The following is a 14,456-nucleotide window of genomic DNA, read 5'->3' as shown; positions in this document are numbered from 1 at the left end:
AAAAATAGTTTTAATACAAGCTAATTATTAGCGATGGCACTTTGTTTGCTATCAGGGGAATTAGGATTATTGACACCATTACCAACAATATATTGATGAAAGATATTGATAAACTGGTTATTGTTGATCATATCAGAATGTTGAGCCTTATCTCCGGTTAGAGTAATCAAGGTATAGTGTTTGATTGTGCCCTCATAAATGTACTTACCAGCATCGACGCTGCCTAGAGGGACAATACCGTCATCGGTATAGAGTTGTGTGCCAGCAATTGAATAATAAGCTAAGTCGTTGGGAATTTTTGACCGTCCCTTGATTAGATCATTTAACATTTGGGTACGGTTAGAACTGCTTTTTTCTTCAAAATTATATGGTGTACCAACAGTTAAAAGCTGATTGATTGTCATGGTTGAATCATCAAAATAATTTTCGAGAAAGAGGGTCCAGATTAAACCACCATTTGAATGTCCAAAAGCGTTGAAGTTGTTGAAGCGATAACGCCGTTTAATGGTGTTGAAAGCTAGATCGAACCACTTGGCTTGTTTTTTGATATTTGAATAGCCATCGTTGTTGTTTTGAAAGCCAACTACGATAAAGGGCTGGGTGTCATTTGCACGTATTTTTCCACTATAAGTAATAGAATTATCGGTGTGAACGGTCATTTTTAAAAGACTGTGGTGTTCGTTGTACTTTCGATTGACAGTCTGAACAAGACCATCGAACCGATTTGAGGAAGCACTACTACCAGGAATCATAATAATTGGAGTCATGGGAGAATTGTAACGACCGGCTAGGGTGGTTACATTTTTTTTGGTCCAAATATATGAAGGTATTCCTAAAAGAATAAGAAAGATCAGCATAGCAACTAAATATTTAAAATTCCTATTTTTCCGTAATGAACGTGTGTGCATCCGCATTAATGTTCACCTTCTTCAAGAGCGAGATTATCAAGCTCTTTAACTTTAATGGCCATTTTAACAAAGGGAATATAAATACAAACGGAAATAATGATAGCCAAAATTGAGAATCCTAAGGCCTGCCAACTACCGTTTGTACCGATGAAGGCAATTAGTGGTCCGGGAGTTCCAATGGGCACAGGATAGACGCTAGGTGGCATTAAATGCAATTGAATGACTAATGCGGCCAACGTCATGTTGACCATCGGAGCCAGAATAAATGGAATTAGAAAAATGACATTAAATAATATCGGGATTCCGGTCATCAGGCCACTGCTAATATTGAAAAGGCTGGGAATAATGGCCCAACGAGCGACAGTTTGAAAGTCTTGATCTTTAGCCACAATCAAGATGGCAATAATCAACCCCAAAACGGCACCAGTTCCACCGAAGGTAGCGAAAGCATGATACAACGACGAACTAGTGAAGGGATTAGGGGCATTCCAAGCAGTATGTTTATCTAAAGCGTAATTGAGATTAACCGTCGACAGGGCATCCATTTTCTCCACGCCGAGGGATGAATAGGCTCCAGACCACCCTAAAAACGACATGACTAAGGTATAAAGTGAGAAGATAATGGTCTTGAAGAATTGTCCCCAATTACTTTTGGAGGAGTATTGTGAAGCTAATGCACTGACATAATTATTAGGCGCATTAATATAGTAGGTAATATTGACTAAAATGCTGATGATCATTGCTATCACAAGTGAGATGACGATTGACTTGGCTGAAATGAAAGAACGATCCAAAACGTTTTTCGTCGATACTTGCGAATGTTCTGGGATCGGACGGCTAGTTTTCTTAAAGATCCAACCGATGAAGATTCCTAAGATAATGGCAAATAGTAATCCTCTCAAACCTAATAATTGGGGATGAAAGGAGTAAGGTTGAACTTTGGAATAGGTATAATCAATGATCAGATAAGCACTGATGGCTGTAATACCGGCTAATTGGTCGTCACGGCGAAAGTGTTTCGCTGTGTATTTGGCAGCACCAAAAATGGCAATCACTGAGATCCAACCGAGTGACAAATTATATAGACCGGTCGAAATATCCTCGATTTGACGATATATAAGGTCGTTGGTGATATCAGGGAAAATATCGGTTAAAAAACCTTCTTTACCAATTACGACAGTTTGAATTATTTTAATGAAACTACCGAAGAGAGCAAATGGAAAAATTAGCAATAAGGTTTTTTGAATAATACGATAAATCAATAACTTTTGAATTTTGAGGGTAGTTAAAACTAACCCTTTTTCAAATTTATTCTGAAATTGAACTTTCATGTGAAAACACCTTGTATTTATTTATATTCATCCAAAGTATAACGTCAAACAAAAAAAGCCGCCATCATAGCGACTTCTTTTTATGTAAATAATGAATATAATAAATTGGCAAACCTAGTAGAGTGATCCCAATTCCAGTCATAGCCAATCCTGGTTGACGGAACAGAGTTGAAATAATGATATAAGCTCCACCAGCAAGGGAAATCAATGGTGGAATCGGATAGAAGTTAATTTTATAAGGGCGAGTAAGTTCCGGTTCTTTTTTCCGTAAAATAAAGACTCCGACGAACATCATCATTGAAAAGATCCACATAACGAAAACTAACATATCGGTTAAATAATCAAAACTACCCATGAAAATCATAATGATAGCAATGATTGTTTGAATCAAGCCAGCATTAGCAGGAACGCGAGTATTCTTAGTTAACTTGGAAAAGAATTTGGAGAAGATGATATCATCGTCAACGCCAAGCACATAAGGAACCCTTGCACCAGTCATCGTGTAGCCATTAACTGATCCGAAGACTGAAATCAAGATACCGATTGTGACAATTTTTCCACCGATATTACCAAAAATACGGATGGCAGATTCAGAAGCGGCATTTTGATTACCAGGAATCAGATGGAAAGGTAATTCTTTAATAAAGACGAAACTGATCAAAACATAGATCAAAGTAATTGCAAATAATCCGACAATAATTGATTTGGATAAGTCTTTTTCAGGTCGTTTCATCTCGCCGGCTAAGCTTCCGACGTTCATCCAGCCATCAAAGGCAAACATGGTTGCTAATAGTCCACCACCAAGCGATGACCAAAAACTAGCATGTGTACCTGCGGTAACTGGGAAGAGTGATACGGGATTACTTGAAGGTGTGAAAATACCAACAATGATGATTAGAGCAATTGGGATAAGTTTGGCAATTAGAGAAATTGCTTGAATCCTACCACCAACCTTTGCTCCCAAAAGATTGACTAGATATAAGAAAACTGCCAGTGAAATGGCAATTGGAATCTGCCAAGTCTTAGAAATGTTGCAGAGATTCATAACTTGTGTTGCAAAAATAATTGATAGAGCTGAAATTCCCGCTGGATAGTAGATAACTGACTGTGCCCAAGCGAGAAGAAAAGCTGGGATTTTTCCATAGATATATTCGATATATTTATAAATACCACCAGCTACGGGGATGGCTGAAGCTAGTTCAGCGACTGTCAAACCAGCATTGATAGTGATAAAGCCGGCTAATAGCCAGACTAAAATGGTCAGACTGGCACTACCAGTAGCAGCGGTCACACTGGAAATTTTGAAAAAGACCCCACCACCGATAACTAGCCCCATTACGGTTGATAGTGCTGAGAAGAAACCTAAGTCTCTTTTCAGACTGAATTTATCTGTTTCCGAGTTCATAAAGCAAAACTACCCCTCTCAAATAGCTTAAATTGCAATTATATACCATATTGATAGATTCTAGAAACTTTTTTAGTAGTAATTGCGCTTACATAAAAGTAAAATTGAGAAGAGGTGATTTTATGATTAATTTAGGAATAATTGGGACTAATTGGATTACAGAACAATTTATTAGAGCAACAGATGAAACAAAGTCGTTTTCATTAAAACACGTCTTTTCCAGAACGGAAGCAAAGGCTAATAAGTTTATTAAGGATTTGTCTAAAAAGGATATCCAAGTAAGTACTGATCTAGATGAATTCTTTAGTAGCAGTGATTTTGAAGCAGTCTATATTGCATCGCCAAATGGGCTGCATTTTCAACAGGCCAAATTGGCTTTAGAGCATGGAAAGAATGTGATTGTTGAAAAGCCTAGTACTTCTACCGTCAGAGAATTTACAATTTTGGACGATCTAGCACACAAGAATGGTCTATTCTTGTTTGAAGCAGCACGCCAAATTCACGAACCAATTTTCAAGAAGATTCAACACTATGTTGAGAATAATCGTGATGAATTAAGTGGAGCTACGCTATCTTATATGAAATATTCGAGTCGTTATGACGCTTATAAAGCTGGTGAATTGCCAAATATATTTAATCCTAAATTTTCTGGCGGTGCATTGTATGATTTGGGAGTCTACACAGTATATGATGCTGTAGTTTTGTTTGGTCAACCTGATTCAGTTAACTATGTTCCAGAAATTTTGGATTCAGGAATTGATGGCAGTGGTAGTTTGACGTTGAAATATCCTAAATTCGATGTCAATATAATCGTTGGTAAAACTAAGAATTCTTATATGACTTCAGAAATTTACTTCAATAGAAAAACTTTATTGATGGACAGTGGTGGAGATATTACTCACGTTAAATTGGCTGATGATGATAAGAATATTACAACTTTGCCAACATCAAAGAGTGACAATCCTATGGACTCAGAGGCTAGTGAATTTGCCAGAATTATTAATGAAAATGATCAAGAAACTTATGAAAAACTCTTAAAGTACGCTAGAATTGTAAATAGAATTCTAGAACAGGCCAGAACGAGTGCAGGACTTGTTTTCGGCGCAGATGAGGAAAAATAAAGTGGAAATACCAAAATTATATCAAGATTACTTTAAGCAAAATCAATTTACGGCTTTAACTAAGATTCAGGAAGCAGTTTACTTACCTTTTAAAGAAGGCAAGGATTTTGTCGCTATGGCACCAACCGGTTCAGGAAAGACTCTCGGTTTTGTTATGCCAATGCTAGAGACGTTGGTTCCTAAAGATGGACTTCAAGTATTGATCTTGGAGCCTTCGCAAGAATTGGCTATGCAAGTTAGAGACGTTATTCAGCCTTTAGCTAAGTTAGTAGATTGTCGAGTGCAAGCAATTACTGGTGGAGCTAATCCACAACGTCAATTAAAGAAACTAAAAGAGAAGCCCGAGATTATTGTGGCAACTTTGGGCCGTTTGAATGAATTGACGCAGTCACGCAAGATTAAATTAGGAAATATTGATTCTGTCATTGTCGATGAAGCAGATGAAATGTTGAACGAATCAAAATTGGAAACAGTCCGTCAAACGATTGCACAAATGCCAGCTGATGTTCAGATGACATTTTTCTCCGCTACTGGGAATGAGATTTTTAAGGATATGAGTAAGTGGTTTGGTCAAGAGTTTGAAGTAATTGATCAAAGAAATGATACGACCTATACTGCTGGGATTAAACATTACTTTATTGAGGCCAACAGTGAATTTATTAAGAATGCTTTAATTCGAGAAATGGCTCACAATAAAAAATTTTTGGGAATAGTCTTTTTCAATAATTCTCGTTCGCTTCATAAAGCAATCAGTGATTTGAATCATAATAAGACCAATTTCGTTTCCTTAGACAGTAAGATGTCTTCCCAACAAAGAAAGACTACGATGACACTTTTTGCCAGTAAAAAAGTTAATTTGTTGTTAACAACTGACGTGGCTGCTCGAGGGATGGACATTGATAATATAACGACAATCGTTAATTATATGGTTCCAAGAGATAATAGTGAATATATTCATCGTGGCGGACGGACCGGCAGAATGGGTAAGAGCGGTAACGTAATTACCTTTGGCAATAGCCATGATTTTAAGAATTTACGCGACTTTACTAAACTTGATATTCGTAAAGTATATTTGGATCATGATGGAAAAATTACGAAGAAACCCGTTGCTAAAAGAAAGCCAGTGAGTGTTGTAAAGAGTAAGCCTAAGGCTAAGAAACGTTTGCGTGATCAGAAGAATAAAGGGAAACGTAAACATATAATAAGCAATAAAAATTGAATTAAAAAGGCACCTATTCGAGAGAAACTAAAATACCGAATAGATGTCTTTTTCATTACTAAAATTATTGCCAAGGAAAATTTAAACTAATATTTTTATTGAATTTTTCCTGTTCTAACAATTTTTTCAAACGTTGATCTTGTCGTTTTTCATATCCAGCACAGACAAATTCAGCCTCACTAGTGTCAGGGTGAATTCTGGGTAAGACAATATTCTTGTCAGTTACGACAAAAGTGGAGAAACAAGTTAGACCGAGGAATCTTTTGCCGGATTTCAAATGCTCGCCGATAATCTTAGTAAAGACTTCAATAGAGCGACCACCCACACCCGAAACGTATGACTCAGTGCACATCGAGTCGTTAATTTTGAAGGGTAAGATGAAATTGACTTGATCGATTGAAGCTGTAACAGTTCCAATTCGAGCAATTCTGGAAGCTGCAATGGAAGAATTGTCATCGATTCTTTTTAATGTTTCTCCACCAAAGACAGTCTCATGTTCATTTAAATCTGAAGCGAAAACACGATGGTTACTGATAGAAAGTGTTTTACTACATGTCATTGTTGTCATAAAGTAACCTCACAAATGTAAAGAATAGGATAAGTGCGAAATGAACCCAATAACTTGATTTCAGTTATTGGGCTCACTTAATGTTTGTGGATAATGATTTTTTATCTTACTATACTAAAAATGATCCCTCCCGGAATCGAACCGGGGACCTACTGCTTAGGAGGCAGTTGCTCTATCCTGCTGAGCCAAGGGACCAAAATAAAACTCATTATATAAAATTATATTCTCACATGAATAATTATTCAATATTATTAAATAATTTAGCAAGAAACATTTGAGTTTTGTGGTTTTAGGATTTATTGATTAATTTTTTACATAATTCTTGAAAGGCTTTACTATTAAATGACTCATCCAAAATAGAATCAACGACTGCGGCGGTCTCTTTAAAGTGTTTGATCCCGGATTCAGTAATTTGTAAACAGACCTCTTTTTGATTTTCATCACTGTGATAACGAACGATTGGTTTACAATCTTTGTTTTCCAAACGAACAGCCATTCTTGAAGTGGCGGCGGAACTTAGATGAAGAGAATCTTTGATTTCTAATAAACTAGCTTTTGAGTCGTATTGATCATAAAGATAGTGTAAGAAGCTAAATTCGGCAGCAGATAGTTGATATTTTATTAAAGCTTTATCCAGTTTGACTTGAATATCATTGTCGAAGTTCTTCATATTTAACCAAGTACATAGATTAGAAGTTTTGTTGATAGTAATCACTCCCTTAGGGTATTAATAACTTTTAAGTATTATGAAGCAATTATATTACTTGCGCAAGAAAAGGTATTTGACAAGGGTCTTAGAGATGGAAAAAATAAATTATTTGCTATACTAATCGTAAATAAAAAAATAGTTGAGGGGATATAAATGAGTTTTTATTCATATGATTATTTGGTTGCACATAATAATGAACCAAATTTCCTGTTTATCATTGGAATTCTAGTATTAGCAGTAGCTATATTTGTAACTAGTTATTTATATTTTAGAAATCGTTCTGATAACAAGTATCGGGATCTTTTGATAATTTTTGGATTGGGAATCTTTTTATTTATTGGAATTAATTACAATAATTATGAACAGCAATTGGATATTAGTAATAAATCCAGTGAAACCTTGAGTTTAATGAAATCGATTGCTAAAGAAAAAGATCTTTCGACTAAAAAACTTTACTCTAACAATTCAAGTTTAACTGAAGGAATGCTGATCAAGGCGGGCAAGAATATTTATCGAGTCAGCTTTGACGATAATCAAAGTAGTTATACTTTGACTAAAGCAAGCATTATTAGTACTCAAAAAATACAATTAATTAAAAAATAGGTGGGACAATGGTTTTGTTATATGGTGATTTAACTTTAAAGTTTATTATTGGCTTCTTATTCATGGTTTTACAAATTAATCTCTTTGGACGTGGCAATATTGCGCCGACTAGTGCTATTGATCAATTACAGAATTATGTGCTTGGTGGTATCGTCGGTGGGATGATCTACAATTCTAGTATTACGATCTTACAATTTACTTTGGTTCTTTTGATTTGGACCTTGGTAGTCTTTGTGGCTAAGTTCTTAACTAATCACAATAATTTCTTCAAGAAAGTTATCAAAGGAACTCCGCAAGTGATTGTAAAAAATGGCCGCGTCGATGTTGATTTAGCGTTGAAAAATGGTCTGTCGGCAAATGATTTGTCGTTTAAATTACGTCAGGCGGGCGTTTTAGATGTTAGAAAGGTCACACGAGCGGTCTTTGAACGTAATGGACAATTGACGATTATTTTGAAAAATGAAGATGGTTATAAATATCCAATTATCTTGGATGGGAAAATTGATATGGACGAATTGGCAACTTCTGGTAAAGATGAAGCTTGGGTCGAATCGGAATTAGAGAAGCGAGGATTGGATGTTTCAGAGGTCTATATGGCTAATTATATTAATGGTGAATTAGTTATATACAAATATTAATTTTTTTAGGCAAGCCAAAGTTTGTTTCTAATTATTTAAAAACTGTATTAGAATAGAACTGTAATAAATTTTGGTGGTGATAATATGGCAGGAAATTCTAAGGCTTTTTCATTATTCATGCTAATTTTTTATGCAATTTTATTGTATTTTGTTTTTGCTAACAAAAACATGATAGCGATGTATATGATGGGCATCGGTATGTTTATTGAAGCTTTAGTAAATTGCGTTTGTACGTTTCGATCAAAAACTAAATAGGGTGGCGATTATGAATGTCAGAAACAAAAGTTTACAATGATTATTTCTATGATGAACCAGTATTTGATTTACATGATGGTGGATATGTTCCACTAGAAAAGGTTGATATGCCAGATCAACCATTGAATATTCCTGCAGCTTTACAACCAAATAAAGTTGATGGCAACGATGTTTATTACACAATTACGGCACAAGCAGGTGAAACACAAATTTTGCCTGGTGTTAAGACTAAGACTTGGGGCTACAATGCTTCCTTGCTTGGTCAAACAATTGTTTTAAAACAAGGGGTTCACTATCATGTGCACCTTGTTAATCAATTACCAGAGGTTACTACCTTTCATTGGCATGGTTTGAATGTCACAGGACCAATTGTTGATGGAGGTCCGCATGCACCAGTTTATCCAGGTGGCAGTCGTGATATTGATTTCACATTGGATCAACCAGCTCAAACTGATTGGATTCATCCACATCCATGTCCAAATACAGCTCGTCAAGTTTGGAATGGTTTAGCTGCAGCTGTTGTTGTAACTGATGATGAGGAAGCTAAATTACCGTTTCCACGTAATTATGGAGTTGATGATATTCCAATTATTTTACAAGATAGAAGTTACCATGATAATCAATTAGATTATAAGAAAGATTATGATGTTGATGGTACATTGGGAAAGTATGCTTTAGTCAATGGCACGATCAATGGTGTCTTTAATGTTACAACCCAAAGAGTTCGTTTAAGAATGTTGAATGGCTCTGATCGCCGTGAATGGCGTTTGCATTTCGATGACAATCATGAATTTACTCAAATAGCTTCTGATGGTGGTACTTTGCCAGAACCAGTTAGATTTACTAAATTGATGCTAACTTGTGCTGAACGTGCTGAAGTCATCGTTGACTTTGGCGACAAGAAGCCAGGGGATGTTGTTGCTTTGATGAGTGATGACATGCCAATTATGAAATTCAAGATTGGAAAGTATGCTCCTGACGATACAAAATTGCCAGAACATCTTACAACAATCGATGCTCCAGAAGTTACCCCAGGATTGCCTGTCACACGGACTGTAATGTCAGGTATGGATGATCAGGTAAGATTGGATGGTAAACTCTTTGATATGCAAAGAATTGATCGTCGTCAAAAGATTGGTGATACCGTTTTATGGGATGTCGTCAATACTAATGAGATGGATGGCGGTATGATTCATCCCTTCCATATGCATGGTTGTCAATTCTTAGTTATCAGCCGTAACGGTAAAGCACCATATCCTAATGAACATGGTTGGAAGGATACTGTTGGTGTAAACGCCGGTGAAACAGTCAGAATTGCTGTTCAATTCACGAAATTCGGTGTTTACATGTATCATTGTCATATTTTGGAACATGAAGATACTGGTATGATGGCTCAAATTGAAGCCTATGATCCAGATCATGAACACAAGTATCATTTGTTAAGTATGGACGAAATGAATCATCCTAGAAAATAAATAAGTTATATTGACAACGTTTTCAGCCTAACTTAAACTAACTTATAGTAATTAGGCCGATGCGATAAATCTTCTTAATAATAAAAGCCACCTAATTTGAATTTTGAATTAGATGGCTTTTATTATTTGATAAGGTCGTAGGCTTTAAGGGGAATTTTATTTTGGAAGATAATAAGTTTAAAAAACGTCTAGGCTATTTGATTTTTGCTATCATTTTGGATGCATTCGCAAATGCATTGATGATTGACAGTAATATGGGAAGTGCCGTGTGGACAGCCTCAGCGGTCAATATTTCAGAGTTGCTACATTCTAGTTATGGAACAACGTTATTTATTTATGCGGTGATTGTTACAATTGTTAATCAACTTTTGATTGGAAAATTTGATAGTCATATATTTATTTCCAATTTACTATTTTCATTGCCATTTAGTTATTTAGTGGGTTTCTTTAGTGATGTTTTGAACCCGCTTCATTTTGAAATGAAGCCAATTTATGTACGATTAGTGATCGATGTTGCGGGCTTGATCTTAGTTTCGATTGGAACTTCAATTTATCAGCGTTGCAACTTGATTCAACACCCTAACGATGAAATGGCTTATCTGTTAAGATTCAAATATCTTCACGGCTCGGCTGGTTGGGGGCAGTTGGTCAGTTATACTCCACCAGTTATAATTATGATTATTTGTTTCTTAGTATCTGGTAGAATTTTGTCAGTCGGTATTGGGACGATTTTGGCAATGTTTTGTCAGGGAATAATTATTGGTATTTCTGATAAAATCGTTGTTCCTTCACTGAAGCATCATTATTCTTTCTAGTTTTATAAAAAAGAGTTAAGATTATTGATTTATACTATTGCGGTCTGAGTTTACATGGTTTACTATGACATATAGGGACTACCAGATTTAAAAACAACTGATTCCTTCCCGGTGGTGAGATTAATTTCTCACTATTTTTTTGTTTAAAAATAATGGGACCAATAACTCAAAAAAAGTTATTGGTCCCATTGCTCTTTATATTGAGTTTTTAAAATCGTCAAAATTTAAAGTTTCATTTTCAACAGTCATTTTATTTCTACCCGCATTTTTTGATTTATACAGATAGCTATCAACGCGATTGAAGAGGTCACTGAAGTTCTTGTCAGATTCTTTTAATGTGGAAACTCCAAATGATACATTGACATTTAACTGTTGTCCATTTAAAAATAGTGGTGAATTAAATAGTGTATTTCTTAGATCGGCAACAATAGGAATGCATTCGTCGGCAGTTTTTCCTCGAAAAATAATAATAAATTCTTCGCCACCGTAACGGAAGATTAAAGTGCAACACAAAAGTTAGACAAAATTGAATATTGTTAAGCTGATAAGGCATGTTCCCTGTATTCGCGGGGAGTCATGCCTTTTGTTTTTCTTGAGATGCGTCGATTGTTAAACCAATCGACGTACTCCTTAGAAAGTTTCCTAAATTCTTTCATATCTTTACAAGGTGGAAATCCATTGAGACATTCTGTTTTGAATAGATGAAAGAAACTTTCGATTGGCGCATTGTCGAGACAATTTCCTTTGCGAGACATGCTCTGTATAAATCCATCTTCAGAAAGCCTATCAGTATAATAATTTAGTTGATAATGCCAGCCTTGATCTGAATGTATCACTGGGTTGCTTCCTTTAGGTATAACTGTCGTTAATTCATTTAATGTATCCATAATTAATTTACTATTGGGACTATTACTTACTTGGAACGCTAGAACTTCTTTGCTTGCCTCGTCGGTAATTGCGGAAACATAAGCCCATTCGTTATCCCTTAAACGAACTTGTGTGACATCTGTATGCAGGACTTTAAAGGGCTCAGTTTCATTAAACTGTTGATGTAAAATGTTGTGTGCGACCTTTCCAACAGTTCCTTTATATGAGGAATACTTTCCATTTTTATGACGATTATAAAGATTTACTTGAACATTTAACTCATTCATCAAGCGACGAGCTACGGCATCTGCTATGTGAATATCTAGTTTAATTAATCCTTCTTGTACGCGACGATAACCGTAGGTTAGGCGTCCACGACATTTTCCACTTTCAGTAATTTTTAATATTTCAGTTTTTATATCTTTGTACTTATCTACATGATTTTTGATATGTTTACGCTCATCATGGTAAGTGGCCTTTTTAAGTCCAATGGCCTTAAGAATATCGCCTATCTTATACCGTTCTGCTTTTGGAAGAGACTCTTGTTCTACCCTGATCTGATCAACTATTTGTGTTTTTTTGCGTCCTTTGAAGTTCCGAACAGGGTCATTGATTTTTTTAAAATATCATTCTCCAACTTTGTGTCATATAATTCTTGATTCTTCTTTGCGAGTTCCTCGCGAAGTTGATCTAATTCATTCTTGTTTATTAAATGACGTAATTTCTTTTTATCATTTTTCACTTTGGATTTTCTGCCTTTCGGATGAGACTTCAAGGCTTCTATGCCATGTTTATTGAATGCCGTTCTCCAGGAACTAATCTGACACTTGTTAACATCAAATCTGGCGGATACTTCAGCTAAAGTTTCATCATGAGTTTGATAGTAGTTTATCACATCAATTTTAAATTCAGCTGAAAAGCTCCGTTTAGTTTTTTTTCGCTTAAGCGAGTCTACGCCGCTTAAGCGATATTTTTGAATCCAGAAACTGACTTGCCGTTTAGGTAAATTATGTTTCTCTGAGAGACTTTGCATGCTGGTTCTACCTTGGAGGTATTCACCAACAACCTCTGCCTTTAATTTTGAACTGTATTTAACCATATAAAAAGCGCTCCATAACTGTTAGATTTCTTGTCTAACAATTATGAAGCACTTTAATCTTTACAGGGGGATTTTTTAGTTTATACTATTTTTCATTTAAAAACTATATCCATTTTGTATATTAGAATTTATCGTCATCAGCCTTCAACTTCAATAGTCTAGGTTTGCCATAAAAGTAACCCTGGCGTAAGTCGATGCCCAAATTATCAGCTAATTTGTCATCTTTTTCGTCTTCGATTCCTTCAAGAATAAAGCGAATGTTTTCTTTGCGACAAATATCTCTCCAAAAGATAACTTTGCTTTCTATATCGGGATCACGTAATTTTTCTCCAAAATTTTGAATAGCAAATTTAATTTCTGAAGCTAAAGGAATCATATCTTTGATTTGATCCATCTGATTAGTACCAGTACCGCAATCGTCCAAACTAAAGTCCATTCCGTGATCGATAAAATCTTTGATTAGGGAAATGTATTCTTCGTTAGACCAATTTTGATTAGGAGTATCTTCCGTTAATTCAACTACTAAACGTAAGGGACGTAAAATTTGTTGAGCCTCAATAATCGCAGCCCTAACTTCTTCGTCCATTAGTTGGTTACGATTGATATTCACAGAGACGGAGCCAATTTTTAAAGATAAGATTTTGGTTGTAGCAATTAAAACTTTTGCCATTAAGTGTGAAGGAACGTCTGAAAAGTTGAGCGGAGGACGCCAGCCTTCAGGTTTCTTCTCTTTCATCAATAATTCATAACCAATTAAAGAATTATTCACCTTATCGAGTTGAGGTTGAATAAAGTATCTATACATAATGAACTCCTTTATTAATACGTTTCTTGAACAAATAAGTGAGAAATGCCATGAAGATTCTACAATAAATTGAGTCGCATGTCATGATGAAAGATTCCAGCTTCACGATACTGTTGTCCAATGACTTTAAAGCCAAGTTTTTTATAGAAAGCTTGAGCATGATCTTGAGCGCCTAAAATAACGTAATTGAAGTTGTGCTCTTGAGCATATTTAAAAATATATTTCAGTAAAAATGATCCTAGGTGTTTTTGACGGTAGTCTTTTAAAACCGCCACTCGTTGAATGTGGATTCCATTGTCAGATGTAACTTGAAAACGAGCTGTAGCGACTGGCTTTTCATCTGAATAGAGTGTGAAATAAGTGCAGTTAACTTTATCATCATCTATTTCAATACTTTTAGGAACATTTTGTTCTTCAACAAAAACGATTTCTCTTATCTTTATACTATCTTTGTAAATATCAGAATTTGTGTCATTTGAATATTTTATTTTGTTCATAGTTTAATCACCAACTAATTTAAAAAAGTCAATACACTTATCATTATATTACAAATAAATCATCTTAAGTTACCGATATTGAAAATCTAAAAATTCCATTTATAACATAACAAATATTTAATATATTGATATAATACAACT

General features: G+C 35.2%; 16 protein-coding genes and 1 tRNA gene. 6 read left to right on the top strand and 11 right to left on the bottom strand.

Annotated elements, in window-relative coordinates; all coding sequences use genetic code 11:
* Positions 1–20: 20 nt before the first annotated feature.
* The 3 genes from LA20249_RS05825 to LA20249_RS05815 form a co-directional block, all read right to left on the bottom strand.
* Complete coding sequence (locus LA20249_RS05825) at positions 21–914, bottom strand: alpha/beta hydrolase (protein WP_057738603.1); 894 nt, start codon at positions 912–914, stop codon at positions 21–23.
* A complete protein-coding gene (locus LA20249_RS05820) occupies positions 914–2,239 on the bottom strand; it encodes a PTS transporter subunit EIIC (RefSeq protein WP_057738601.1) in 1,326 nt (441 codons plus the stop codon). Before LA20249_RS05820 ends, LA20249_RS05825 begins: the two co-directional genes overlap by 1 nt.
* Positions 2,240–2,303: 64 nt before the next feature.
* On the bottom strand, positions 2,304–3,644 hold the full coding sequence (locus tag LA20249_RS05815) for an APC family permease (protein WP_057738599.1): 1,341 nt from the start codon (positions 3,642–3,644) through the stop codon (positions 2,304–2,306).
* A 122-nt stretch (positions 3,645–3,766) separates the two neighbouring features.
* Here LA20249_RS05815 and LA20249_RS05810 point away from each other — a divergent pair, with 122 nt between their 5' ends.
* Both LA20249_RS05810 and LA20249_RS05805 read left to right on the top strand, forming a co-directional pair.
* Complete coding sequence (locus LA20249_RS05810; protein WP_057738597.1) at positions 3,767–4,765, top strand: Gfo/Idh/MocA family protein; 999 nt, start codon at positions 3,767–3,769, stop codon at positions 4,763–4,765.
* Between the two features lies 1 nt (position 4,766).
* Positions 4,767–5,984: a DEAD/DEAH box helicase gene (locus LA20249_RS05805; protein ID WP_057738595.1), complete on the top strand. Its 1,218-nt coding sequence runs from the start codon at positions 4,767–4,769 to the stop codon at positions 5,982–5,984.
* A 64-nt stretch (positions 5,985–6,048) separates the two neighbouring features.
* Here the strand turns inward: LA20249_RS05805 and LA20249_RS05800 are convergent, their stop codons facing one another.
* The 3 genes from LA20249_RS05800 to LA20249_RS05790 all read right to left on the bottom strand — a co-directional run bounded on the left by LA20249_RS05800 (position 6,049) and on the right by LA20249_RS05790 (position 7,267).
* Positions 6,049–6,552, bottom strand: a complete 504-nt coding sequence (locus LA20249_RS05800; protein WP_057738593.1) for an acyl-CoA thioesterase — start codon at positions 6,550–6,552, stop codon at positions 6,049–6,051.
* A 121-nt stretch (positions 6,553–6,673) separates the two neighbouring features.
* A tRNA-Arg gene (locus tag LA20249_RS05795) sits at positions 6,674–6,747 on the bottom strand.
* 94 nt (positions 6,748–6,841) lie between these two features.
* Positions 6,842–7,267 (bottom strand): MarR family winged helix-turn-helix transcriptional regulator, encoded by a 426-nt coding sequence (locus tag LA20249_RS05790; protein ID WP_057738591.1) that lies wholly within the window; start codon positions 7,265–7,267, stop codon positions 6,842–6,844.
* A 147-nt stretch (positions 7,268–7,414) separates the two neighbouring features.
* On the opposite strand from LA20249_RS05790, the gene LA20249_RS05785 reads away from it, so the two are divergent.
* The 4 genes from LA20249_RS05785 to LA20249_RS05770 all read left to right on the top strand — a co-directional run bounded on the left by LA20249_RS05785 (position 7,415) and on the right by LA20249_RS05770 (position 11,047).
* Positions 7,415–7,864 carry a DUF3290 domain-containing protein gene (locus tag LA20249_RS05785; protein WP_057738589.1) on the top strand — a complete coding sequence of 150 codons (450 nt, stop codon included), beginning with the start codon at positions 7,415–7,417 and terminating at the stop codon, positions 7,862–7,864.
* A gap of 8 nt (positions 7,865–7,872) precedes the next feature.
* On the top strand, positions 7,873–8,502 hold the full coding sequence (locus tag LA20249_RS05780; protein ID WP_057738587.1) for a DUF421 domain-containing protein: 630 nt from the start codon (positions 7,873–7,875) through the stop codon (positions 8,500–8,502).
* A 269-nt stretch (positions 8,503–8,771) separates the two neighbouring features.
* Entirely contained in the window at positions 8,772–10,232 is a 1,461-nt protein-coding gene (locus LA20249_RS05775) for a multicopper oxidase family protein (protein ID WP_057738585.1), read from the top strand.
* A gap of 161 nt (positions 10,233–10,393) precedes the next feature.
* Positions 10,394–11,047 carry a YczE/YyaS/YitT family protein gene (locus tag LA20249_RS05770; protein WP_057738584.1) on the top strand — a complete coding sequence of 218 codons (654 nt, stop codon included), beginning with the start codon at positions 10,394–10,396 and terminating at the stop codon, positions 11,045–11,047.
* Positions 11,048–11,242: 195 nt separating this feature from the next.
* Here LA20249_RS05770 and LA20249_RS05765 read toward each other — a convergent pair whose 3' ends face one another.
* The 5 genes from LA20249_RS05765 to LA20249_RS05745 all read right to left on the bottom strand — a co-directional run bounded on the left by LA20249_RS05765 (position 11,243) and on the right by LA20249_RS05745 (position 14,315).
* Complete coding sequence (locus LA20249_RS05765) at positions 11,243–11,560, bottom strand: GGDEF domain-containing protein (RefSeq protein ID WP_057738582.1); 318 nt, start codon at positions 11,558–11,560, stop codon at positions 11,243–11,245.
* Between the two features lie 23 nt (positions 11,561–11,583).
* The gene (locus LA20249_RS05760; RefSeq protein WP_335583116.1) at positions 11,584–12,471 is read right to left on the bottom strand and encodes an IS3 family transposase; all 888 of its coding nucleotides are present in this window, start codon (positions 12,469–12,471) and stop codon (positions 11,584–11,586) included.
* Between the two features lie 8 nt (positions 12,472–12,479).
* Positions 12,480–13,013: a helix-turn-helix domain-containing protein gene (locus LA20249_RS05755; protein ID WP_101836851.1), complete on the bottom strand. Its 534-nt coding sequence runs from the start codon at positions 13,011–13,013 to the stop codon at positions 12,480–12,482.
* Between the two features lie 121 nt (positions 13,014–13,134).
* On the bottom strand, positions 13,135–13,818 hold the full coding sequence (locus LA20249_RS05750; protein ID WP_057736601.1) for an EAL domain-containing protein: 684 nt from the start codon (positions 13,816–13,818) through the stop codon (positions 13,135–13,137).
* A 59-nt stretch (positions 13,819–13,877) separates the two neighbouring features.
* Positions 13,878–14,315 carry a GNAT family N-acetyltransferase gene (locus LA20249_RS05745; protein WP_057736604.1) on the bottom strand — a complete coding sequence of 146 codons (438 nt, stop codon included), beginning with the start codon at positions 14,313–14,315 and terminating at the stop codon, positions 13,878–13,880.
* Between the last annotated feature and the right edge of the window lie 141 nt (positions 14,316–14,456).

Source organism: Companilactobacillus alimentarius DSM 20249 (genome assembly GCF_002849895.1).
Lineage (GTDB): Bacteria > Bacillota > Bacilli > Lactobacillales > Lactobacillaceae > Companilactobacillus > Companilactobacillus alimentarius.
The sequence above is the reverse complement of the archived record's forward strand: the minus strand, read 5'-3'. Positions and strand labels throughout refer to the sequence as shown.